Annotated in this window: 18 protein-coding genes; 7 read left to right on the top strand and 11 right to left on the bottom strand. The window is 65.3% G+C overall.

Going from position 1 to position 23,817, the window contains the following annotated elements:
* Positions 1-82 precede the first annotated feature (82 nt).
* Together HAP41_RS02920 and HAP41_RS02915 are read right to left on the bottom strand one after the other, a co-directional pair.
* The gene (locus tag HAP41_RS02920) at positions 83-2,530 is read right to left on the bottom strand and encodes an adenylate/guanylate cyclase domain-containing protein (protein ID WP_166059137.1); all 2,448 of its coding nucleotides are present in this window, start codon (positions 2,528-2,530) and stop codon (positions 83-85) included.
* 247 nt (positions 2,531-2,777) lie between these two features.
* The gene (locus HAP41_RS02915) at positions 2,778-4,808 is read right to left on the bottom strand and encodes an AsmA family protein (protein WP_166059173.1); all 2,031 of its coding nucleotides are present in this window, start codon (positions 4,806-4,808) and stop codon (positions 2,778-2,780) included.
* Positions 4,809-5,055: 247 nt separating this feature from the next.
* Here HAP41_RS02915 and HAP41_RS02910 point away from each other — a divergent pair, with 247 nt between their 5' ends.
* Positions 5,056-5,730, top strand: coding sequence for a Crp/Fnr family transcriptional regulator (locus HAP41_RS02910; protein WP_028149299.1), 675 nt, complete (start codon positions 5,056-5,058; stop codon positions 5,728-5,730).
* A 142-nt stretch (positions 5,731-5,872) separates the two neighbouring features.
* Here HAP41_RS02910 and HAP41_RS02905 read toward each other — a convergent pair whose 3' ends face one another.
* From HAP41_RS02905 to HAP41_RS02890, 4 genes are all read right to left on the bottom strand, one after another.
* Positions 5,873-9,007, bottom strand: a complete 3,135-nt coding sequence (locus tag HAP41_RS02905) for an efflux RND transporter permease subunit (RefSeq protein WP_166059194.1) — start codon at positions 9,005-9,007, stop codon at positions 5,873-5,875.
* Entirely contained in the window at positions 9,007-9,936 is a 930-nt protein-coding gene (locus HAP41_RS02900; RefSeq protein ID WP_071908567.1) for an efflux RND transporter periplasmic adaptor subunit, read from the bottom strand. The genes HAP41_RS02905 and HAP41_RS02900 overlap by 1 nt, the downstream gene beginning before the upstream one ends.
* Positions 9,937-10,113: 177 nt before the next feature.
* The gene (locus tag HAP41_RS02895) at positions 10,114-10,773 is read right to left on the bottom strand and encodes an OmpA family protein (protein WP_166059233.1); all 660 of its coding nucleotides are present in this window, start codon (positions 10,771-10,773) and stop codon (positions 10,114-10,116) included.
* Positions 10,774-10,919: 146 nt separating this feature from the next.
* Complete coding sequence (locus HAP41_RS02890) at positions 10,920-12,434, bottom strand: caspase family protein (RefSeq protein WP_166059247.1); 1,515 nt, start codon at positions 12,432-12,434, stop codon at positions 10,920-10,922.
* Between the two features lie 367 nt (positions 12,435-12,801).
* Here HAP41_RS02890 and HAP41_RS02885 point away from each other — a divergent pair, with 367 nt between their 5' ends.
* Positions 12,802-13,608 (top strand): N-acyl homoserine lactonase family protein, encoded by an 807-nt coding sequence (locus HAP41_RS02885; protein ID WP_166059269.1) that lies wholly within the window; start codon positions 12,802-12,804, stop codon positions 13,606-13,608.
* A 19-nt stretch (positions 13,609-13,627) separates the two neighbouring features.
* Here HAP41_RS02885 and HAP41_RS02880 read toward each other — a convergent pair whose 3' ends face one another.
* Entirely contained in the window at positions 13,628-14,371 is a 744-nt protein-coding gene (locus tag HAP41_RS02880) for a class I SAM-dependent methyltransferase (protein WP_166105263.1), read from the bottom strand.
* A 66-nt stretch (positions 14,372-14,437) separates the two neighbouring features.
* Positions 14,438-14,980 (bottom strand): MarR family winged helix-turn-helix transcriptional regulator, encoded by a 543-nt coding sequence (locus HAP41_RS02875; protein ID WP_166059311.1) that lies wholly within the window; start codon positions 14,978-14,980, stop codon positions 14,438-14,440.
* A gap of 110 nt (positions 14,981-15,090) precedes the next feature.
* On the opposite strand from HAP41_RS02875, the gene HAP41_RS02870 reads away from it, so the two are divergent.
* The 4 genes from HAP41_RS02870 to hmgA are packed head-to-tail and all read left to right on the top strand — an operon-like array spanning position 15,091 to position 19,269.
* A complete protein-coding gene (locus HAP41_RS02870; RefSeq protein ID WP_166059337.1) occupies positions 15,091-16,707 on the top strand; it encodes an FAD-dependent oxidoreductase in 1,617 nt (538 codons plus the stop codon).
* An 8-nt stretch (positions 16,708-16,715) separates the two neighbouring features.
* Entirely contained in the window at positions 16,716-16,940 is a 225-nt protein-coding gene (locus HAP41_RS02865; RefSeq protein WP_014490505.1) for a DUF2783 domain-containing protein, read from the top strand.
* Positions 16,941-16,963: 23 nt separating this feature from the next.
* The gene (locus HAP41_RS02860) at positions 16,964-17,920 is read left to right on the top strand and encodes an MBL fold metallo-hydrolase (protein ID WP_166059389.1); all 957 of its coding nucleotides are present in this window, start codon (positions 16,964-16,966) and stop codon (positions 17,918-17,920) included.
* A 2-nt stretch (positions 17,921-17,922) separates the two neighbouring features.
* A complete protein-coding gene (hmgA, locus tag HAP41_RS02855; RefSeq protein WP_166059401.1) occupies positions 17,923-19,269 on the top strand; it encodes a homogentisate 1,2-dioxygenase in 1,347 nt (448 codons plus the stop codon).
* 222 nt (positions 19,270-19,491) lie between these two features.
* Here the strand turns inward: hmgA and HAP41_RS02850 are convergent, their stop codons facing one another.
* The 3 genes from HAP41_RS02850 to HAP41_RS02840 form a co-directional block, all read right to left on the bottom strand.
* Positions 19,492-20,919, bottom strand: a complete 1,428-nt coding sequence (locus tag HAP41_RS02850; protein ID WP_166059436.1) for a serine hydrolase domain-containing protein — start codon at positions 20,917-20,919, stop codon at positions 19,492-19,494.
* Between the two features lie 144 nt (positions 20,920-21,063).
* Positions 21,064-22,128: a helix-turn-helix domain-containing protein gene (locus tag HAP41_RS02845; protein ID WP_166105267.1), complete on the bottom strand. Its 1,065-nt coding sequence runs from the start codon at positions 22,126-22,128 to the stop codon at positions 21,064-21,066.
* A 62-nt stretch (positions 22,129-22,190) separates the two neighbouring features.
* On the bottom strand, positions 22,191-22,763 hold the full coding sequence (locus HAP41_RS02840) for a GNAT family N-acetyltransferase (RefSeq protein WP_166059483.1): 573 nt from the start codon (positions 22,761-22,763) through the stop codon (positions 22,191-22,193).
* A 64-nt stretch (positions 22,764-22,827) separates the two neighbouring features.
* Between HAP41_RS02840 and HAP41_RS02835 the strand changes: the two genes are divergently transcribed.
* Complete coding sequence (locus HAP41_RS02835) at positions 22,828-23,745, top strand: pirin family protein (protein WP_166059546.1); 918 nt, start codon at positions 22,828-22,830, stop codon at positions 23,743-23,745.
* The last annotated feature ends 72 nt before the right edge of the window (positions 23,746-23,817 follow it).

The raw sequence follows: 23,817 nt of genomic DNA, 5'->3' as shown, positions 1-23,817 counted from the left end.
CGCTCCGGCACCCGCGTAAGTCATTGATCCGACAGTCCCCGTCTACTGTGCATGGGGTTGTTTTCGCGCTTTTTGTTGTTGGCTACCCTCTCCGCCGCGCTGCGGACGCATCCACCACGTTCTCCACTTGCTCGCGCCAGGACAAAATCTCCATCGCTAGCACGGGGTGATTGAACCCCTTGAGCACGAGGTCGTCGAGCGCGCGGGCTTCGACCCAGGGCTCGACGATGCCGTAGACGCGGCGGCTGACCACGATCTGGTTGGCCTTGGCTTCGTCGCAGAGACGCGAGGCGAGGTTGGTGACGCTGCCGATCGCGGCATATTCCAGCCGCTGCTCGAAGCCGACCTGGCCGAGCGTGGCGTAGCCGAGCGCGATGCCGATGCCGAAGCCGAGCGTGTGGCCGCGGTTGCGCCACTTCTCGGTCAGCGGGCCGATCGTGTCGCGCATCTCCACCGCCATCTGCACCGCGCGCCGCGTGTGGTCCTCGAACTGGATCGGCGCGTTGAACAGGATCATCACGCCGTCGCCGGCATATTTGTCGAGCGTGCCCTCGTATTTGAAGATCAGCTTGCCGAGCGCTGCGTGATATTCGCGCAGCACGTTCATCGCCTCTTCCGGCTCGGTCGCCTCGGTGAAGGCGGTGAAGCCGCGCAAATCGCAGAACAGCACGGTGACCTCGCGGCGATGGCTGTCGAGCAGCGAGTCATGACCATCCGACGAAGCGATGAGCTGGGCGACCTGCGGCGCGAGAAAGCGTTCGAGCCGCTTGATGCGGCTGATCTCGCCGAGCTGCTTCTCGACGCGCTCTTCCAGTGAGCGGTTCCAGTTGCGAAGCTGCTCGGTCTGCTCCTGGAGCTTTGCCGCCTGCTGCTGCACGGTGTTATGTGCCGCGGCGAGCTCGCGGCCCTTGTGATCGACCTCGGTGAACAGCCGTGCGTTGCGCATCGCCAGCACGGCCTGGTTGGCAAAGGTGCGCATCAGGCCGGTGAGGCTTCCGCCGAACTCGCCGCCGGCCCGGCGCAGCACCACGAGCGAGCCGAGCGTGCCCTGCTGGTCCACCAGCGGCACCACCAGCACCGAGTGGAAGCCGGCATCGATCGCGACGTCGCGCAGCGGTTGCTCGGAGGCCCGGTCGAGATCGGCAATCGCGATCGGCTCGCCGCTCTCGGCGGCATCGCTCAGGATGTTCGCGCCTTGCTGGATCGTGACATGCGCGCCGTCGGCCGATTTGTCGATGCCGTTGGATTCGATCAGGTTGAAGCGGCGCGTCTCGGCATCGAAGCCGTAGATCAGCACCGCATCGGCATGGGTGATCTCGATCGCGCGCGCGGCGATGGTCGGCAGCACGGCGTTGAGGTCGAGCGAGGAGGCGACCGCACGGCCGACCTCTTCCAGCGCCTTGAGCTCGTTGATCGACTGCGCGAGATCGCGGGTGCGCTCCTCGACCTTGGTTTCCAGGTCCGAATAGGTTTCCTGGAGCTGGCCGGCCATGCGGTTGAACTGGCCGGCGAGGTCTTCCAGCTCGTCGGAGGTGCGGACGTCGATGCGGTGGCTGAAATCGCCCTCGCCGAGCTTGTGCGCGCCGTCGCGCAGCGCCGTGATCGGGATGATCATGCGGCGGGCGAGCAGCGTGCCGGCGAGGATCGCGACCATCAGGCCCATGCCGATCAACAGCGCGATGCGCACGAGCTGGTCGCGGATCGGCATCAACGCCTGCGTCGTCGGCTGCTCGAACATCACGTTCCAGCCGAGCTTCGGCACGGTGCTGGCGGCGCTCATCACCGCATGGCCGTTGAAGTCGGTACCCGAGGTGTCGGGCTCGCGGCCGGGCGCAATCGCCGCCGCCACCTGCGGCAGCTTCGACAGATCCTTGCCGACATCGGGCCCTTTCGACGACGTCGCCAGCACGCGGCCGCGCGGATCGACCACATAGGCGAACGCGGCCTTGCCGACCTGGGCGTCGGACAGGAAGTCGGAGAGGAAGCTGAGGTCGATTTCGGCCACGGTGACGCCGGCATTGAAGCCGGAATGCGCCACCGAGATCGACATCATCGGCGTCCGGTCGGAGAACCAGGCCGGCGCGTAGCTGACGCCGCGGGCAACCGTATCGGTGAAGCGCATGTCTCGGGAGAGGTCGGCATTGCCGCCGGTCGTGGTCGACTGGCGCGAGACGCGCAGCACCTCACGTCCTTCGCCGTTGAGCTGGAACAGCTGGTTGACGACCGAGACCTGGTGCAGGAGCGATGCGTAGTCGGCTCGGCGCTTCTCGAGCGTGTCCTGGCTTGCCCGCGTCACCCAGCTGATCTGGCGCTCGAGCTCGGAGATCGACTGCTCGATCCGCCGGGCGGCTCCTTGCGCCTTGTCGTCGAGCCCGTCGGTCAGCTGGGTCTTGGTGGCGCGATAGGAGATCCAGGTCTCCATCGCGCCGTTGACGGCGAGGACAAACACGACGAGGCCGACGAGGGAGACGACGTATTTGGCGAACAGGCCCTCGCGCAGAAACCGTGTCTTGTCTTTCGCTCCCGCCATCCAGATCCTCTCGCGCCGTCATCGACGCCGGCGCTACGGGCCGTACCGGTCCAGGCGCCCTTCTACCACAATTCGGGCCAGGAGACGGTCCTGCGACCGGTCGACCGGCCAGCGTGGTTACCCGCCGTCGACGCCGGACTAGGCCGAAAGGGTCGTGAATTGTCGCGGCCTCATCCCTTCGGATGAAGCGGCGGACGGGGAGGCCGATGTAGGGATTGGCGTGGAGTCCGGTACGTTGGTCGGCCAATCATCGATTAAAGAGCTGTCGCAGCACGTCGTTCATCGGCTGGCTGTCCTGCTGCACCACCGCCGGGTCGTCCTGGGCCGGGGGCGCGGGAGAGGCTTGCGGAGCGGGGGTGGACGGTGTTGCCGGCAGGCCGCGGCTGCGGCCGGTGCCAGTGCTGGTCCCCGCGCCGCTGGAAAGCCCCTGCTGGATCAAATTGCCGATCGCCTCGCCCAGCGGACCGCCGAGCGGGTTATTCTGTCCCGGCTGCTGGGTTTGCGGATTGGCGTTGCCGCCGCCCGGCGCGGCGGTGCCGCCCAAGCCGAGGCTGCCCAGGATATTGCCGAGCCCGGCGCCGTCAGGGCCGAACAGGCCCTTGCCCATCTCGCGCAGCTTGGCATAGGCGGCGTCCGGATTGTCCAGCATGCCGGCCATGTCAGGGTAGATCCGCGGCTGCGACCAGCTGCCCTGGATCATCACGGGAATGCCGAAGCCGACCGGCTCCGACGTGCGGCCCTGGCCTTCGGTGGTCGTCACGAGCTTCGGCTCGACGCGAAAACCCATCATCTTGGTGTCGAGGGCGATGGTGCCGGCGCCGGTCACGCGCACCAGCGGTCCGATCAGATTGAGATCGGTCGTCACCGCCTGACCCTTGTCGATGCGGAAGGACGCCGAGAGCTGCGACAGATCCGTACTCTGGGCCTCACTGTCCTGCCAGCCCGACAGCGTGCCCGATGTCAGCGAGCGGACCATCTGCGCGATATTGATGCCGCGGATGGCGCCGTCCTGGAAATTGACGAAGGCCGTGCCCTGCATGTTCGCCATCAGCGCGCGCTGGCTCGTGCCGGCGCTGCGCAGCGCGAGCTTGGCTTGCAGCTTGCCGTCGATCCGGTCGAACTCGGCAAGGCCCTGGAGCAGCGGCAATGCGCGCACGCCGACGAGATCGGAATGCATGGCAAAGCTCGGTGCGCCGCTTGTGGCATCCAGGATCACCTCGCCCGAGAGCTGGCCGTCATAGGCGCCGAGATTGGCGGTGCCGGCCTTCAGCACGCCGCCGGCGAGCTTCGCATCGAGCGCCAGCGGCGCGAGGCGCGCATCGCCGATCACGGCCTCGTTCGCGGAGATCCTGATTTGCGCGTCGACATAATTGAGCCCGGACACGTCGATCGGTGCATTGCTCCAGGGCTGTCCCGACGTGCCCTCCGGCGATTTCGCCACCGGAATCGCGAGCCGCTGGAAGTCGAGATCGACCTTGACCAGAGGCTTGCTCGCAATATCGACCGAGGCCCAGCCGTTGAAGGCGCCGTCGCCGAGCCTGCCGTTCACGCCGTTGATCATCACGACATCGCCGCTCAGCCGCATCTCGGCATGACCGGTGAGCTGGGACTTCAGCACATCAGGCATGTCGATGGCGAAATCCACTGGAATGGTCGGCCGGTCGGCCGGCGACGCCGGCGTCGACGCCTTGATGTCGAACTTGGTTGGGTGATCGCCGACCCGCGCGGTGCCGGCGATGTCGACCTTGCGGTCGCGGCCAACGACGGCGTCGGCGTTGATGGCGCTGATGCGGCCCTCGACACGGTCGCGCACGCGCGCGAACGCGACTTCGCCGTCGACGACCTTGACGCGGTCGATGGTCGCACCACCGGTGTCGAGCGCCAGCGGCTTAGACGCGGTGCCGGCATTCGGCAGTCGCTCACGCAGCAGCGGCTGGTGGAGCACGGGATGGGTGACGACGAGTTCGCTGATCTTCGGGCTGCCCGACCATACGCTCGAGAGCGACATGTCGGCCTGCACGCTGTCGACCGTCAGGCGCGTGATGCCGCTGCGGTCCTTCGGGTCCTGAAGCGTGAGATCGTTGAGCGTGACATTCAGCGTCGGCCACAGGCTGATCTTCGTGGTGCCGTCGATGGACAGGCGGTAGCCGGTCGCGCTCTCGACCCGCGAGGCAATCGTCGTGGTCAGGAATCCCGAGGGAATCCCGATCACGAGGAGAAGCCCGATCACGATGATGACGGCGGCTATCGCCGCGCCGGCGAATTTCACTGCTCTCATGTCGACTTTCCAACGACGGACAATCGGCGGCGAATCCCGCAGATGACCGTCCTATGCATCCGTCCTTTGCGCCTGAGTTTATCCCCGGACGGGAAGCGGCTCCAAGCACGTAAAAATAGTCAGGGGGTGCTGCAAAGTTATGTGACTTATGACACACTTCCCCCGCGCGGTATTACGCGATCCTGATTTGATGGTTCCAAGCGATTTGCCAGGGAAACTGGCTAAGGAAATTCACAAGGACATTGAAATGAGCAAGCAGGCCGAATTTGCGGTCATCCTGAAGATGAACGCGATGTTCGCCGATCTCGGCGCAGACGAGCTCCAGCGGCTGTCGAATCTCTGCCACACCCAGCATCTGGGGAATGGCGAGGTGCTGTTCCAGAAGGGCGATGCGGGGGACGCGCTGTTCGGCGTGCGCCGGGGCCAGGTCCGTATCGAGACCGGCGTCTCCGACGGCAGCCGTCTGACCCTGAACTTCATGGGGCCGGGCGACCTGTTCGGCGAGGTCGCGGTGCTGGACGGCCAGAGCCGCACTGCGGATGCGACTGCAGGCGAAGCCAGTGAACTGTTCGTGCTGCGGCGCGAAGATTTTCTCAGCTTCCTCGAACGCGAGCCGAAGGTCGCGATCAAGATCATCGCGCTGCTGTGCCAGCGCATCCGCTGGCAGAGCGAGCGCATGGAAGAATCCATGCTGCAACCGCTGCCGGTTCGGCTGGCGCGGCGGCTCTGCGCGCTCGCCGCCGATTTCGGCTCGGAGGTCCACATCTCGCAGGAGCAGCTCGGCATCTTCGTCGGCGCCGCCCGCGAGAGCGTCAACCGCCAGCTTCAGGCCTGGCGCAAGGAGGCGATCCTCGATCTCCAGCGCGGCCGCATCCTGCTGCGGAACATGACCAAGCTGACGGCCATCGCGCGGAACGAGTAGAGAGATCGGCGAAACCGCTTCGTCGTTCGGACGGCGCGACCGGTGCGCTTGAACGCTTCGTAGCGGAGACGATCTCCTGCGGCGTCGGGTTCACTGACGCCGCTCGCTGAACCAGCTTGAGCTGTCGATGTCCGCATCACGGCTACTCCGCCGCGGGGTGCACCATGCCCTTTTTATCCGGCGCCGCGCCGTGATGATCGGCGGTCTCGGCATCCTCGCTGTGCACGATCAGCCGCTTGGCGAATCGCCAGATCAAGGCGCCGAGATCGTCCATCACCATGAACATCGCGGGCACGAATACCAGCGACAGGATGGTCGAGAAGATCAGGCCGCCGATCACCGCGAGCGCCATCGGCGAGCGGAACTCGCCGCCGGCGCCGACCGCGAGCGCGCTCGGCGTCATGCCCGCGGCCATCGCGATCGTGGTCATCACGATCGGGCGCGCGCGCTTCATGCCGGCGTCGATCATCGCTTCCTCGCGCGGCTTGCCGGCGCGGATTGCCTCGATGGCGAATTCCACCAGCATGATCGCGTTCTTGGTGACGATACCCATCAGCATCAGAATGCCGATCCAGACCGGCGTGGTGAGCTGCTTGCCGGTGATGAGCAGGGCGGCGATGGCGCCGCCGATCGAGAGCGGCAGCGAGAACAGGATGGTGATCGGCTGCAGGAAGGTGCCGAACAGCAGCACCAGCACGGCGTAGACCATCATCAGGCCCGCGGTGATTGCAGTGGCGAAGCCGTCGGACAGCTCGTTCAGGCTTTCGGCGTCGCCGGAGGGCGAGACCTTCACGCCCTTCGGCCGGCTCTTCATCACCGGCAGGTCGTAGATCTTCTTGGTCGCGTCGCCGAGCGCGGTGGAGCCGACGAGGTCGGCGGCGACGGTTGCCTGCCGCTCACGATCGTAGCGGTTGATGCTGGTCGGACCCTGGTCGAGCTTGACGTCGGCGATGACCGCGAGCGGCACGCCGCCCTTCTCGCCGCGCTCGCCGAGCGGCACGCGCAGCTGTTCGAGCGTCCTCAGATTACCGCGCGCGGCGTCCTCGAGCTGAACGCGGATCGGCACCAGGCGGTCGCCGACGTCGAACTTGGCGAGCGCGGGCCCGACATCGCCGATGGTGGCGACGCGGATGGTCTGCGACAGGCTTTCCGTGGAGACGCCGAGGCGCGCGGCGAGATCTGCGCGCGGCTCGATGCGTAGCTCGGGCCGCTCGAGCGTGGTTTCCGAGATCACGTTGGAGATCGTCGGAATCCGCTTCATCTGCGTCGCGAGCTCGCTGGCGACGTTGTTGACGATGTTGGCGTCGACGCCGGTCACGACCAGCGAGATGGCGCGCAGGCCGTTCTCGTCGAGGAACCAGAAGCGGATGTCGGGAACGTTCTCCAGCTCCTGGCTGATCGAGAATTCGAGCTCGCGCTGGGTGATGTCGCGGCTGTCCTTGGGCGTGTAGTTGATGATCAGAGAGGCGCGCCGGACTTCCTGGGTGCCCGGCGGGACGCGCCCGCCATCGACGAAGATGCTCTTCACCTCCGGCCGCTTGCGCAGGCGTGCGACGATGTCCTCGGTGACCTTCTCGGTGTAGGCAAGCTGGGTGCCCGGCGGCAGCTCGAGCGCCAGCAGCGAGCGCGCGCTGTCCTGCGCCGGCAGGAAGCCCTGCGGCAGCAGCGTGATGCTCCAGATTGAGGCGGCGAACACCCCGAAGCCGATCAGCACGGTGATGAAATGGTGCTTCACCGACCAGGCCACGATCCTGTGATAGGCCCGCAGCACGCGGCCGGGCGGCGGCTCTTCGTGCGCATGGTGCTTGAGGAAGTAGGCGGCCAGCACCGGCGTGACGAAGCGCGCCGCGAGCAGCGAGAAGAACACTTGCACCGAGACGGTGATGCCGAACTGCTTGAAGAACTGTCCGGCGATGCCCGACATGAAGCTCGCTGGCGCGAAGATCGCAATGATCGTCAGCGAGATCGCGATCACCGCGAGGCCGATTTCGTCGGCGGCCTCGAGCGCGGCACGGTAGGGCGATTTGCCCATGTTCATGTGCCGGACGATGTTCTCGATCTCGACGATGGCGTCGTCGACGAGAATACCTGTCGACAGCGTGATGGCGAGGAAGCTGACGAGGTTCAGCGAGAAGCCGAGAAGGTCCATCGCCCAGAACGCCGGGAAGATCGACAGCGGGAGCGAGATCGCGGCAATGATGGTGGCGCGCAGGTCCCGCAGGAACAGGAGCACGATGATGACGGCAAGGATGGCGCCTTCGAACAGGGTCGAGATCGCCGCGTGGTAATTGCCGTTGGTATATTCGACCGAGGTGTCGATCACCTTCAGGTCGACGTCGGGATAGGCGGCCTTCAGCGCGTCGATGCGCTTCTGCACGGCCTCGGCCACCTTCACATCGCTGGCGCCCTTGGATCGCTTGATGCCGAGCGCGACCACCGGCTCGCCGTTGAAGCGGGCGAAGGTGCGGCGGTCGGCGATGGTGTCGGTGACGGTGCCGAGATCGTCGAGCCGGACCTCACCGCCGCCGAACAGCGGGATCATGGTGCCGGCGAGATCGCCCAGTGTCTTCGCGCCCGCAAGCGTGCGGATCGCCTGGTCGTTCTTGCCGATCTCGGCGCGGCCGCCGGCGACGTCGACATTGGTGCCGCGCAGGCTTTGGCTGACATTGACCGCGGTCAGCCCCATCGCCTGCATCCGGTCCGGATCGAGCGAGACCAGGATCTCGCGCTCGACACCGCCGATGCGCTCGACCTGGGCGACGCCGCGCACGCCCTGCAGCGCGCGCTTGACCACGTCGTCGACGAAATAGGAGAGCTGCTCCGGCGTCTTGCCGGGCGAGATCGCGGCATAGGTGACGATCGGCAGGCCGATGACGTCGACGCGCTGGATCAGCGGCTCGGTGACGTTCTGCGGCAGGTTGGAGCGCACCCGCGTCACCGCGTCCTTGACGTCGTTGAGCGCGCGGTCGGTGTTGGTCTCCAGCGCGAACTGGATGGTGGTCACTGACACGCCGTCGGTGATCGAGGAAGTGATGTGCCTGACCCCCTCGACGCCGGAGACGGCATCTTCAACCGTCTTGGTGACCTGGGATTCGAGTTCCGCGGGCGCGGCGCCGAATTGCGACACCACGACCGAGATCACGGGAATGTCGGCCGAAGGCAGCCGCGTCACCGCGAGCTTGGTGAAGGACACCCAGCCGAGGACCAGGAGGATGATCGAGAAGACGACCGACGGCAGCGGATTGCGGATCGACCAAGCCGAGATATTGAGAGCCATCAGCGTACCCGCGTGCGATCGAGTTCATCGGCGAACATGGTCTTGATCTGGTCGCCGTCATGGAGCGAAGACCCGGCGTCGGCCACGACGATTTCGCCGACCTCGAGGCCTTCCAGGATTTCCGTCGCGCTGTCGGACGACAGCCCGACCCGTACCTTGCGCGTCTCGACAATATTGTTTTTGACGACCTGAATGGTGAGATGGTCGATCGCGGTCTTGGGGATCGAGACGCCGCAGCTTCGCTTGGCGTCGATCGAGGCGCGGGCAAACACGCCGACCTTGAGCGATGGATTGTTGGTGACGCTGATGCGGACGCGGCCGAGCTGCGTCGTGCGGTCGATTTCGGGCGCGACCAGCCGGACCCGGCCGATCAAATCGGGCGCGTCATCGCGGCTGATGCGCACGGTCGCCCCGGGATTGAGCTTGGGCATGTGCACCGCCGGGACCTGGGCGTCGAGCTCGATCTCGTTGTTGACGGCGATGCGGAACATCGGGCCGGCCTGCGGCGAGGCGGGCGCGCCGACGATGGTGCGCACTTCGGTGACGAGGCCCGGCGCGGGCGCCTTCAGCGAGATCGGGCCTTGCGGGCCGGGTCTTTGCGGCTGGCCGGGGATCTGCGGCGGCGCCGTCAGGCGCGCCAGCTCCTGATTGTCGGTGACCATGGCGCCTTCGGTGACGAAGAGGTCGGTGACCCTGGAGCCTTCCTGGTCGGCGACGACCACGGCCTCGCGGCGCGGCACGAAGAAGCCGGTCACCCGCACGAGGTCGGAGAAGCAGGCGTTGGTCGACTTCGTCACGATGACGAGCGCCTCGCTCGGCGTTTCCTTCGCCTCGGGGCGATGCCGATGCTCGAACAGATAATAGCCGACGCCGAGCGCAACGACGAACACCACGGTTCCGGCAGGCTTGAGATATTCGGAGGCGTTCATCGCCGGATTGTCCTGGCCTGGCTCACGGCCATCCGCACGAGGCCTGCTGAGAGCGTTTCCCTGAAATAAAGCGGCGTCCCACAAGGCTGCGGGACGCGCTTTTGAAGCAAGACTTTACACCACATCACGACTTGGCACTTCAAAGGATTTGGCACTTCAAAGGATTACGTCGTGCTCTCACTTCGATGCGGTGGTCTTGTTTTCCATGTTGACGACCTGCACGCGACGATTGACCTCCGCCATCGGCTGGGCCGGGTCCTTCAGCTTGCTCTTGCCATAGCCGACGGTGACGAGATCGGTCGCGGAGATGCCGTACTTGTCGACGAGGTAGCGCTTGATCGAATCCGCGCGGCGCTCCGACAGGTCCTGATTATAGCCCTCGCCGCCGGCGGCGTCGGTGTGGCCGGCCACCACGAAGGTCGAGCCCTTCAGGTCGGGGCTGGTCAGCGCGCGACCGAGCGCCTGTACCGAGGCGAGCGACTTGGCGCTGATATTGGCCGAGTTGTAGTCGAACGTGATTTCAAGATCGATGTTCGGCTTGTCCTTGGCCACCGAGGCGATCTCTTCGCGCTCGGTCGACGAAAGCGAGCGCGTCGAGCGGCCGCGCACGGACTGGATCAGCTTGGTTTCCGCCGCACTGGGTGCGGGATCGGCCTGCGGGGCGATCGAGAGGCCGCGGGTCAACGGCTTCTTCGGCGGCGGCGCCAGTGCGCGGACGATCTCGTCCTCGGTGACGTTCTTGCTGTTGCCGTCGTCGCCCGCGAATGCGAGCGGGGTCGTCAGCGACAGAGCGGCGCCGACCGTGATGATGGACAGGATCGCGGTAGCCAATCTCATTACCAGTCCCTCCTGCGCAGCTGACCGCGCGGTTCCAAAATTCCTGCAATGGCCCCCCGGGAAAGGCCGCCTGCGGCATCCGTCCGTTAGTCTTCCCTGGGCCGCCGAGGGTTCGAGGCGTCTGTCGCCTCAACTCAAAAAAAATACTAGCGTACTCCGTAGCTTGCGAACTCCTGAACAATGTTCGGGTCCATCGCCTTGGCATTGGCGATGTCGAGCGCGCCTTCCTGCGCCGAGCCGTTGCGCTGCTTGGCAATCCCGCGGCCAAAGAGCGAGGAGGTCAGGCGCGGGTTGATCTTCAGGGCTGCGTCGAAATCGGCGATGGCGTTCTTGACCGCTCCCGATTTCAGATTGACGAGTCCCCGGCTGTCCAGCGCATCGACGAAATTCGGCCGCAGCCGCAGCGCCTCGTTGCAATCCTTCAGCGCGCCCTGGAGGTCGCCGACCACGGTGCGGGTCCAGCAGCGGTTGTTCAGCGCCTCGACGTCCTTCGCGTTGATCCGAAGCGTCTCGTCGAAATCCTTGATGGCCAAATTGTAGGCGCCCTTGCTGGCATAGACCTGACCGCGCCGGTACAGCGCGTTCACGTCATCAGGATTGGCGGCGATCTTGGCCGTCAGGCCCTTGATGGTCGGATCCTCCGCCAGCGCGGCCGCGCTCGGCCCGCTATCCATGCTCGGTGCGGGGGTGGTCTCGGCTGGTTTCACCGGCGGTGGCGCCGGCGGTAAGGCGGCCTCGACCTGCGGTTTCGGTGAGGGCGCCGGTGCCGGAGCAGGTGCTGGAGCAGGTGCCGCTGCCGTGTCCGCCGGCTTCGGCGGCGGAGGCGGTGCGGGCGGAGCCGGCGGCGGGTTGTTGGCGACGACCGGCGGCGATGGCGGCGGTGCCGTCATCGACGGACGCGATCCGCCGGCACCCGGAATGAAGGAAAAATCCTCGGCGAGCGACGAGGAGATCCACGGCACCTGTTCGCCGCGCGAGGCGCGGGTGACGCCCATCTTGGTGCGGTTCAGCGTCTCCTCGGCCATCAGGTCGGGGACGCGGATCTCCTTCAGGAGCTCCTGGACGAACAGGCTGTGCTCACCGCCGGCGTCCGAGACCACCGAGGCCAGTGCCGCCGAGTACATCACCAGCGTGCCGTTCGGCGCGATGACCGGCGTCAGGCCGGCCGAGAAGCTGCGGAACCGGCGCTCGAAGGGATTGCGCCTGGAGGCGTCGACCAGCGCGATCTTGACGCCCGCGCCGCGGGTATTGAGCTCGCCGAGCACGGTCTCCAGGCTGAAACCGTCGCGGCGCACGTCGGATTCGGTCCAGATCTGCGCGTCGATCGGCAGCATGTAGCTCTGGCGCGCCGACTGGATGCCGAAACCGCTGAAGAAGATCAGCGCCACCGAGCCCGGCTTGATCTTGCCATAGAGCTTGTCGAAGGCGCGGCGCATGCCGTCGCCGGTCAGGTTCTCGCCGATTTCAACGGAAAAGCCGTCGCGCTTGAGCTCGTCGGCGACGTCGCGCGCGTCGTTGAGCGGTTCCTTCAGCGGGGCGTCCGCGTCCGGATATTTGGCGTTGCCGATGACCAACGCATAACGGTCGCCGGCGGCCAGGGATGGCGCAACCGGGACGAGCGAAACGAGCAAGGGCAGAAGAAAAAGGAAGCGAATTTTCATAATCAGCGCGGTCCAGCCAAAAAGGCGCCGTTACCAGCTTGCGCCGCGGCGACCTTAACTTACGCAATGCGCATTATCAAACCGCGGAAAGGGGGCGTCAACCGCTTGGAGATTCGGCATTATCGCGACAATTGACCGCGATGCATGGGCGCGCCGGGAGGGGAATAAAAGGACTGTCACGGTTGTGCTCGGCGCCATCTGGTTCGACTCTGCGGCAGGATGCTGGAGCAGCCGCGACAAAGAAGATGTGAGGGGTCTCACATAGCAGGCCGGACGCTGTCGCAGCCCTCCGGTGTTTGACCTTTGCGGCCGACAATGGCTTGGTGCGATCGATCGTCCCCGAAGGTCCAACTCAGAAAAGAAAACCATGGGAAATGCCTACGAAATCTACGCCCTGCGTTATGCGACGATGTCGCCACGCACCCCCAACATGAATTTCCTTCAGCCCGACCCGCATGACAGCGCGGCGCAGGATCTCGACTATTTCGTCTGGCTGATCCGCGGCGGCGGCCGCGAGATCCTGGTGGACACCGGCTTCAATGCCGAGGAAGCGAGTGCGCGGGCACGCAAGCTGACGCTCAATCCGGTCGATGCGCTGGAGCGCTTTGGCGTCGCGGCGTCGAGCGTTCGCGACATTATCGTGACGCATCTGCATTACGACCACGCCGGCAATCTCGATCCCTTCCCTAATGCGCGCTTCCATCTCCAGGAGCGCGAGATGGCTTACGCGACGGGACGCTGCATGTGCAACGGACTGCTGCGACATCCGTTCTCGGTCGAGCACGTCACGCAGATGGTGCGTCATGTCTATGGCGAGCGCGTCAATTTCTATTCCGGCGACGGCGAGGTGGCGCCCGGCGTCACCGTGCACCGTGTCGGCGGCCATTCCGACGGCTTGCAGGTGGTCAAGGTCGAGACCGCGCGCGGGCCGGTGGTGCTGGCGTCCGATGCCGCGCATTACTACGCCAATCTGCAGCGCAAGAGCCCGTTCCCCATCGTCTACAATATCGGCGACATGGCGCAGGGCTGGGAGACGATCGAACGCCTCGCCGGTCATCCCGATCGTTTCATCCCCGGCCACGATCCGATCGTGACGGAGATCTATCCGCGTGCCAGCGACAAGGTCGATGCCTGGGCCCTGCATTTGCCACCGTCGCGGTCGTTTGCGGGGTGACGGAATCCGGGGCGTGGTGTCAGCGAGTGCCGGCAGGATCCGCACAAGCAACGATATCGCGGGGAGATTTTCGAGCCGCTACCTCCGGCGGAGAGAATACCGCCAGGTATCCTCCGTCCCCTGCGAGCTTGTATGTGGCAACCTCGCGATAGCCGACGGCGGTCAATTCGCAGCGCAAGAGCTCAATTGGCGTGCCATGCTTCGACGTCGGAAGCTCAAGATCGACAAATCCGACCCGCGCATCCTGCTTTAGAGCGGCCGCGAGATTGTAGAGGAAGGCATAGGGTTGGGCTATCTCGTGATACATGTGCACGAGGATTGCAGCATCCAGCGAGGAAGCGGGCAGACGCGGGTCGTGTGGTTCGCCGAGGGCGAATTGCACGTTCGTCAACTTCAGACGTTCTGTTCGCCTGGCGAGCTCGATGAGGTAATCCCGCGTGACGTCCTGGGCAACGACAGAGCCAGCGGGGCCGACGAGGAGCGAGAGCCTGACTGTGTGGTAGCCGCTGCCTGCTCCAATGTCGCCCACTGTCATACCTGGTTTCAGTTCAAGAGCACGCGCGATTTGACCGGCCTCATTGAGGGCGTCTCGGCGCTCTTCGGCGGCGCGGCGCGGGCTGACGATCCGTGCAACAGGGCGCTGTGGTGAGGGAAACTCGTTTGCAGCTACTCCGGGGGAAGCCAGATAACCTATGTCAGCGGCGTATGCGCGAGTTGCGGCAAACGCCGCAAGTAGCGCCGTTATATAAGCCAGTGCTGTCACGGACCTGCCAAGCTTTCTCAATCGGCCTCCCAAAAGCCGACGTCTGCACCTCTATGAGTACGCGCCCTAATACGCCTCTTTCGCGTCGGCCTCTTCGCTGGTCTGGATCAGGTCGAGGCTCTGTTCGATCTTGCCGAGCAGGGCCGAGAGCTGCTTGCGCTCCTGCGCCGAGAGGCAGGCGAGGATCTCGTCTTCCCGCCGCAGCAATTGCGGGAACAGCTCTTCGTACAGCGCGCGACCTTTCTTCGTCAGTTGCAGGCGGAATTCGCGGCGGTCGGCTTCGTTCTCGACCCGCTCGATCAGCCCCTGGTGCAGCAGCGCGGTCACGGCGCGGCTGATGGTGGATTTGTGCGTGCGGGTGCATTGCGAGATGTACTGCGCGCTACAGGGATCGTTGCGGAAGCCGAGCGTGGCGATCACGCGCCAGGCCGGAATGTCGAGGCCGTGACGCTCCTGATATTCGACCGCAAGCGCGGAACTCACCTCCGCCGCTAGCCGGTTGAGGCGGAACGGCACAAACTTGAACAAATCGAGCCGCGCCTTCGGCCGCAATGAAGCCTCGTCGGCCTCACGTGCCTTCAGCGCGATGTCGCTGGATGTCCTCGCCAAGGAGAGCGCTCCGAATTCCAGTTGACGGCCGGCCGGCTCCGGTCCAAAATAGTTGCACGTGAGACTATCTAGCAGATCAGTCCTCTCTTGACCAGAGCCGAGGTTAGCGCATGGCGCAGGCCAATACGCAGCAGGCCAAAACCCAGTTCGGCTATCGCCGCCATCCCGACCAGGATCGTCCCGGCCAGAGTGCGGCCGAGCATCCCGTGGTGGTCGTCGGCGCCGGGCCGGTGGGGCTGTCGCTCGCGATCGACCTTGCCCAGCGCGGCCAGCGCGTCGTGCTTCTGGATGATGCCGACCGGATCGGCGAAGGCTCGCGCGCGATCTGCTTCTCCAAGCGGTCGCTCGAATATTGGGACCGGCTCGGCGTCGGCGACCGCATGGTCGAGAAGGGCGTGGTGTGGAGCGTCGGTCGCATCTTCCATGGCGAGTCCCAGCTTTACCAGTTCAACCTGCTGCCGGAAGACGGGCACAAGCGGCCGGCCTTCATCAACCTCCAGCAATATTACGCCGAGGCCTATCTGGTCGATCGCATCAGCGATCTCCCTGAGATCGATCTGCGCTGGCGCAACAAGGTGACGGCGCTTGAACAGCGCAACGATTCCGTCGCGCTGACGATCGAGACGCCGGAGGGCGCCTATCGCCTGCACGCGCAATATGCCGTCGCCTGCGACGGCGCACGCTCCTCGCTGCGGCAGATGGTCGGCGCCGAGTTCGCGGGACAGGTGTTCGAGGACCAGTTTTTGATCGCCGACGTCAAGATGACCGCGGAGTTCCCGACCGAGCGCTGGTTCTGGTTCGATCCGCCGTTTCATGCCGGGCGCTCCGCGCTGCTGCACCGGCAGCCCGACGATGTCTGGCGCATCGATCTCCAGCTCAATCGCTTTGCCGATCCCGTCGTCGAGAAGAAGCCGGAGAACGTGCGGCCGCGGATCGCGCGCATGCTCGGTCACGACAAGTTCGAGTTCGAGTGGATCTCGCTCTACAAATTCCAGTGCCGGAGGATGGATCGCTTCCTCCACGGCCGGGTGATTTTTGCGGGCGATTCCGCGCATCAGGTCTCGCCCTTCGGTGCGCGCGGCGCCAATTCCGGGCTAGAGGACGCGGAGAATCTGTCCTGGAAGCTCGACCGCGTGCTGCGCGGGACCTCGCCCGCAAGCCTGCTCGAGAGCTACCATGTCGAGCGGAGTCTCGCGGCCGACGAGAACATCCGCGAATCGACCCGCTCGACGGATTTCATGGCGCCGAACTCGCATCAGGAAGCGCGGCTGCGCAAGGCGGTGCTGTCGCTGGCCAAGGAGACCGAGTTCGGAAAGCGCATGGTCAATGGCGGCCGTCTCTCGGTGCCGTGCAGCTACGACTCGCCGCTGTCATCGCCCGATGCGGATGCGTGGCGCGGGGGACCGGCGCCCGGCTGTTCAATGCTCGACGCCCCCGCTGGCGAGCAGGCCTATTTGACGGATGCATTCCGCCGCGGTGGAACAGACTTCACCTTGCTGTCGTTCAGCAATGGCGCGGCGATCGACGCGCCCGATGGCGTGAAGGATATCCGCATCGGTGCCGAGGGCGGGCTTGCCGATCCCTCGGGCCTCGTCGCAAAGCGCTATGGCGCCGAGCTAGGTACTGCCTATCTGCTCAGGCCCGACGGCTACGTTGCGGCACGCTTCCGCCATCCGACGCGTGCGGCGATCGCGGCCGCGTTGTCGCGGGCCCAAGGCTTGAATTGAGGATTCGCATGCCGCTTTCAACCAGCTCCAACTTCGCGCGGCCCGACGATGCCTTTCGCGCCATCGTCGAGGCGCACCGCGGCTTCACCGACGAGCAGAGCGCCGATTTCGACGCGGCATTGGTCCTGATCCTCGCCAACCATATCGGCGACATCGACGTGTTGCGGGAAGCGATCGTGCTCGCGAAGCGGCGCATGACCGACGGCCAGCAGCAACAACAGCAACAACAATAACCCAAAGACCTAAGGATGACCTGATGGCGAAGAACTTCGCATCCACCGGCGATCTCTCCGAAAAGAAGATCACCTTCTCCGAGATCGGCACCGATCTCTATGCCTTCACCGCGGAGGGTGATCCGAACACCGCGATCATCGTCGGTGACGACGGCTGTCTGGTGTTCGACGCGCAGTCGACGCCGGCGATGGCCAACAAGGTGATCGAGCGCGTCCGCACCGTCACCGACAAGCCGATCAAATACGTCGTGCTGTCGCACTATCACGCCGTCCGCGTGCTCGGCGCCTCCGCCTACAAGGCGCAGGGCATCGTGGCCTCGCAGGAGACCTATCGCCTCATCGAGGAACGCGGCCAGCAGGATTGGGATTCCGAATATGGCCGCTTCCCGCGCCTGTTCCAGGATGCCGCGAGCATTCCCGGCCTGACCTGGCCGACGCTGACCTTCGAAGGCGAGATGTCGATCTATCTCGGCAAGCGCGAAGTGCGGCTGATGCAGTTAGGGGCCGGCCACACCTCCGGCGACATCGTCGCCTGGGTGCTGGATGCCGAAGTCATGTTCTCCGGCGACCTCATCGAATATCACTCGGCCTGCTATTGCGGTGATGCGCATTTGCGCGAATGGCCGCTGACGCTGAACGAGATCCGCAACTTCAATCCCAAGGCGATCGCGCCGGGCCGCGGCGATGCCCTGAAAGGCACAGCCACGGTGCGCGAAGCCATCGCGATGACGCGCGACTTCGTCACGTCGCTCTATGGCGCGGCCGAAATCTCGGTCGCCAGGGGGCGCACGCTGAAGGAATCGATGGCGGCGACGCGCGAGGTGATGGATCCGAAATTCCACAGCTTCGCCATCTACGAGCACTGCCTGCCGTTCAACGTGTCGCGCGCCTATGACGAGGCGTCGGGGATCGACGACCCCGTGATCTGGACTGACAAGCGCGACCAGGAAATGTGGGCCGCCCTGCAAGGAGGAGGATAGTCATGAACGTCAATACCTCGCCTGATCAGATCATTCGCAGCTCGGCGCAGGTCACGCCGGGCTACATGTCCGGCTTCGGCAACAGCTTCGAGACCGAGGCGCTGCCGGGCGCGCTGCCGATCGGACGCAACTCGCCGCAGCGCTGCGCCTACGGCCTCTATGCCGAGCAGCTCTCCGGCTCGCCCTTCACCGCGCCGCGCGGCACCAATGAGCGCTCCTGGCTCTATCGCATCCGCCCGTCGGTGAAGCACTCCGGCCGCTTCGAGAAGGCCGATGCCGGCCTGTGGCGCTCGGCGCCCTGCCATGAATACGACTTGCCGATCGCGCAGCTGCGCTGGGACCCGGCGCCGATCCCGAAGGAGGACATGACCTTCCTCCAGGGCGTGCAGAGCATGACGACCGCCGGCGACGTCAACACGCAGGCCGGCATGGCGGCGCATGTCTACCTCATCACCAAATCGATGGTGGACCAGCACTTCTACGATGCCGACGGCGAGCTGATGTTCGTGCTCCAGCAGGGCGATCTGCGCGTTGTCACCGAGTTTGGCCGTATCGACGCCGAGCCCGGCGAGATCGTGGTGATCCCGCGCGGCGTCAAATTCCGCGTCGAGATTTCGAACGGTCCCGCGCGCGGCTATCTCTGTGAGAATTACGGCGGCGCCTTCACGCTGCCGGAGCGCGGGCCGATCGGCGCCAATTGCCTCGCCAACGCACGCGATTTCCTCACGCCGGTCGCGCATTACGAGGACAAGGACACGCCGACCGAGCTCTACGTGAAATGGGGCGGATCGCTGTTCAAGACCACGTTGCCGCATTCGCCGATCGACGTCGTGGCCTGGCACGGCAATTACGCGCCCTACAAATACGATCTGCGCACCTTCTCGCCGGTCGGTGCGATCGGCTTCGATCATCCCGATCCCTCGATCTTCACGGTGCTGACCTCGCCGTCGGAGACCGCGGGCACCGCGAACATCGACTTCGTGATCTTCCCCGAACGCTGGATGGTCGCCGACAACACCTTCCGCCCGCCCTGGTATCACATGAACATCATGAGCGAGTTCATGGGCCTGATCTACGGCGTCTACGACGCCAAGCCGCAGGGTTTTGTTCCGGGCGGCATCAGCCTGCACAATTGCATGCTGCCGCACGGCCCCGACCGCGATGCCTTCGAGCACGCCAGCAACGGCGAGCTGAAACCGGTCAAGCTGACCGGCACCATGGCCTTCATGTTCGAGACCCGCTACCCGCAGCGCGTGACAGCGCATGCCGCGAAGTCGTCGACGCTGCAGGACAATTACGCGGACTGCTGGACGGGCCTGGAGAAGCGGTTCGATCCGAACAAGCCGTGACGGTCTTCCCCTCTCCCCTTGTGGGGGTGGCATAGGCGGCCTCTGGCCGCCGTCTCTTAAGAACGCCGATGCTTTGCATCGGCTATGGCGTAGCGGCGAGACGGGTGAGGGGTTTGTCTCCGCGGTTGAACCTCTCTCATTCGGACGCGCGGATAGAACCCCTCATCCGGCGCTTCGCGCCACCTTCTCCCACAAGGGGAGAAGGGAAGAGGAGCTCGCACCTCAATCCACCCCCGCCATTTTCCCCTTCTCGCGCGTCACCGCCACGACATCCCGCACCAGATCGAACACGCCATCCGCTTCCGGCGGCCAGTTCGGCGAGCGGCCCAGCCGCACGATCACCAGACGCTCCGAGGGAATGATGATCGTGTACTGCCCGATCGTGCCCTTGGCGAAAAACGCATCACGCGGCCAGCCGTGCTCCGCGCGGAAATTCGCGCCAAAACTGTCGCCCTGGTTGGTCCAGAAGCCGGCGCCGATGCCGACCCAGGCATTCGGCGTGGCTGACGCCGCGTAATTCACCCAGCCCTCGGGGAGGATACGCTTGCCGCCGGCGACGCCGTCATTGAGATAGAGCTGACCGAAGCGCGCCCAGTCGCGCGCGGAGGCCAGCATCGCGCTCGATCCCTCGATCGTGCCGGCGCCGTCGAGCTGGAGCGTGACGTGGCGCATGCCGAGCGGCGCGAACAATTCGCGGCGCGCGAAGCGCAGCGCGTCGGCGGGGTTGCCGCCGGCGGCGTTGCGGATCAGGTGCGCGAGCATGATGGTGTTGCCGTCGTGATAATTCCACACCGTGCCCGGCGCGGTCGCAAGCGGGATGCTGGCGGCATAGGCAGCCATGTCGTCCTCGATGAATTTCATGCGATTGACCGGTTCGAAGGCGGAGCCGAGCGAAGCTTGCAGCGAGCTGCCGAGCGCGAGACCCGCGGTGTGCCGCAGCAGCTGGTCGACGGTGATGGCGTGGCGGGGATCGTCCGGATCTGTCCACGCCGCGACCGGCGCGGGGCCGTCGAGCTTGAGCTTGCCCTGGCGCACGAGAATGCCTGTTAGCGCCGAGATCACCGACTTCGTCATGGAGAAGCCGAGCAGCGGCGTCTCCGGCCCAACACCATCCGCATAGCGCTCGGCGATGACGCGGCCCGACTTCATGACGACGATGGCGCGGGTGCGGCGGGCGGGCGGCTGCGCCGGTTCGGTGAAGGCGCGATCGAGTGCAGCCGATAGCCCCTCGCTTTGCGGCGTCACGATCAGAGGTCCCGCGATCTCGGGGAGCAATGCGGGCTGCTTGTCCTCCGCCGGCGGCGCGACGTCGGCGATATCAGCGCCGTGCTCGAGCGTACAGCCCAGCCCCTCGCGATAGACGGCATGGCTACGGCCGAGGCCGAACAGCGTCACGGTGACGTCCTTGCGCACCCGGTCGATCCGGTAGTCCATCGCCCAGGTGATCAGGCCCGAGCCGGGCATCGCGTCGGTGGTCTCGGTGAAGGTGCGCTGCGGATCGAGGCCGGAGACGAATGTCTCGGCGCAGAGGATGTCGGCGAGGAAGCCGGTGGCGACCTGCGGCGCGTTGCGCGCGCGAGCCGCGCCGAATGCGAGGCCGATACAGGCGACGGCGGTGGTCAGGAGGATGATCTTGCGGCGGCGGGTCACGGGCTTTCTCCGGCTTCGGGGAACGTGCCGGGAGGAAGCCGGAGCGGTCGGAGGAGTGCTCGCCGGATTTGGAAAATGGACTGGCTGAAACTGAACCGGGCTGGTCGATTCTGGAATTTCGGCGTGATTAGAAAGGCTTAGAACTTACGCCGCGCTCACCTTCAGCCGCCGGTATTCCGTCGGCGTCACGCCCGTGACCGCCTTGAAGGCCCGGTTGAAGGGACCGAGCGACTGGAAGCCGGCGTCCATCGCGATGGTGATGACGGGGACCTCGGCCTGCGCGGGATCGGCGAGCGCGGCCTTGGCTTCCTCGATCCGGTGGTTGTTCAGGAACACATTGAAATTGCGGTAGCCGAGCCGCTGGTTGATCAGCCGGCGCAGCCTGTATTCGGGAATTTTCAGCCGGCCCGCCAGCACGCCGATGGTGATGTTCTCCTGGCGATAGATCCGCTCGTCCGCCATCAGCCGCATCAGGGCATCGATCAGCTTCTGGTCGGCGGCTTCATCGGTGGCTGCGGGATGGCTCAGAACGACCGCTGGTGTGATTCCGGCATTCGCCGGAAACAGGTCCGCGCCATCGACACGCATCATCGCGGTGGCGATGGCCGCGACGACGCAGGCCAGCACGCCGGCATTGATGGTGTTGGCGGCATCGCCGACGTCGCTGCCGGCGACGGCAATCTGGAGCAGCGCGTTCAGTCCGCCATAGAGCGCGGCGGCGCAGACGATGAAGACGCGGGCACGCCGCCGGCGCTCGACCAGATCGGCCGGCCACGAGGCGATCGTCTGCCCCACCGCGAGCGCGATGAAGCCGAGCACAATCAGGTTCACCACGGTGACGGAGAACCGCACATGGCCGCCCGGCGCGATCCAGACGCACCCGGCGAAGCTGAACGCTGTCACCAGAGCCCAAATCAACCCATGCCACCAGCGCAAGCGAAAATCGTCGTCGAACAGCGCGCGCGTGAACAGCCAGAACACCACGATATTGCCGGTCGACAGTGCAATCAGCGGCGCATGCCAGGCCGGCACCAGCGACGTCACGCCGACCGAATAGCTCACCGCATGCGCGGCCGAGCCGAGCGCGAAGGCTGCGCCGAGGCGCGCCGCCAGCACGTTGCGGAAGTCCGAGAGCAACGATGCCGCCAACACCAACAGCAGCGCCACGGCGCCGGCGCGAAAGGCAAGTTCGAGATTGGCAAGCAGCATCCGGTCGACCCGATCGCGCACGCACGCGCGTGAGGCGAACCTAGTTCAGATCAAAGACCGATTCAATTTCGCCGGGTCCACGCGGCGCGCGACGTGATCCAGGCGTCGGCCGGCTTGCCGAACAGATCGATCTCGCGCTCCTTCCGGGCTCCCAGGCTGCGCGCCACGCCCTGCGACGGTGTATTCGTGCTCTCGATACAGTGCATGATCACGTCGATCTCAAAGCTGTCGAACACCCAGTCGATCGACGCGCTGGCCGCTTCCACCGCATAACCTTTGCCGCGGAATTCCCTGGCGATGCCCCAACCGACCTCGAAGCCGGGCCAGCCCGGCGGGCACCACGGACCAACCCGCCCGATGTAGCTGCCGCTCGATTTCTCCTCGACCGCAAACATGCCGAAGCCGTGGAGCGCCCAGTGTCCGGAGATCACGGCCGCGTTACGCCAGCCGGCAATCTCGGTCGTGACCGGCTTGCCGTCGGCGGCGATGAATCGGGCGGTGCCGGGATCGGACAGCATCGCGGCGTTCGGCGCAATATCGCCCGCGCGCCATGGCCGCAGGATCAAATGTTCCGTCTCGATTCTGGGGCCTGTGACCTCGAGCAGCCTGGCGCCTGGCTTGAGCGGTGGGATCATCGGTCTTCTCCCGTTCCCGACATTGTTCTGTTACGATCATACCAGCAAGAAACAGGAGACCAAGATGAGCTGGCAACCTTCGAACGATCCCGTGCTCGGCGATCCCATGTCCTGCGACGCGCTCGATCTCGTCATCGTGCCTCGCACCCGCGACCTCGGCGACGGATTCGTGGTGCGGCGTGCGCTGCCGCATGGCAAGCGGCAGATGGTCGGGCCCTTCATCTTCTTCGATCATTTCGGCCCGGTGCAGTTCGTCTCCGGCAAGGGCATGGACGTGCGGCCGCATCCGCATATCGGGCTTGCCACCGTCACCTATCTGTTCGACGGCTCGATCATGCATCGCGACAGCGAGGGCAACGTCCAGGAGATCGCGCCGGGCGCGATGAACTTGATGACCGCCGGCCGCGGCATCGCCCATTCCGAGCGTACGCCGGACGCGCAGCGCGCCTCGGGCCAGCAGATGCTGGGCCTGCAAAGCTGGATCGCGCTTCCGGCCGGATCCGAGGAGATCGCGCCGTCGTTCCAGCATTACGGCGCGGGCGATCTGCCGATGATTTCCGAGCGCGATTTTACCGCGCGGGTGATCGCGGGCTCCGCCTTCGGCATCACCTCGCCGGTGACGATGGTTTCGCCGTGGTTCTACACCGAGGTCACGGCGGTCGCGGGCGCCAGCGTGCCGCTCGACCCCGACCATGAGGAGCGCGCCATCTACGTCGTCGACGGCGAGGTCGAGATCGCGAACGAGCGGTACGAGGGGCCGCGGCTCCTGATCTTCCGGCCCGGCGACCGCATCACCGTGAAGGCGTTGAAAGCGACGCGCATGATGTTTCTCGGTGGCGATGCATTGGAAGGCCCGCGCCACATCTGGTGGAATTTCGTCTCCTCCAGCAAGGAGCGGATCGAGCAGGCCAAGCAGGACTGGAAAACCGGCCGCTTCGCCGCAGTTCCGCAGGAACATGAGTTCATTCCGCTGCCGGAATAGGCTATCCCGATTTAGGCCGTACCATCCAGTGCGGCCTGAATCCCCTGTCCGAAGGACTTGTCTGCGAAGGCT

Source organism: Bradyrhizobium barranii subsp. apii (genome assembly GCF_011516635.5).
Classification (GTDB): domain Bacteria; phylum Pseudomonadota; class Alphaproteobacteria; order Rhizobiales; family Xanthobacteraceae; genus Bradyrhizobium; species Bradyrhizobium barranii.
Note: the sequence above shows the minus strand (reverse complement) of the source record. Positions and strands in the feature narration are given on the sequence as shown.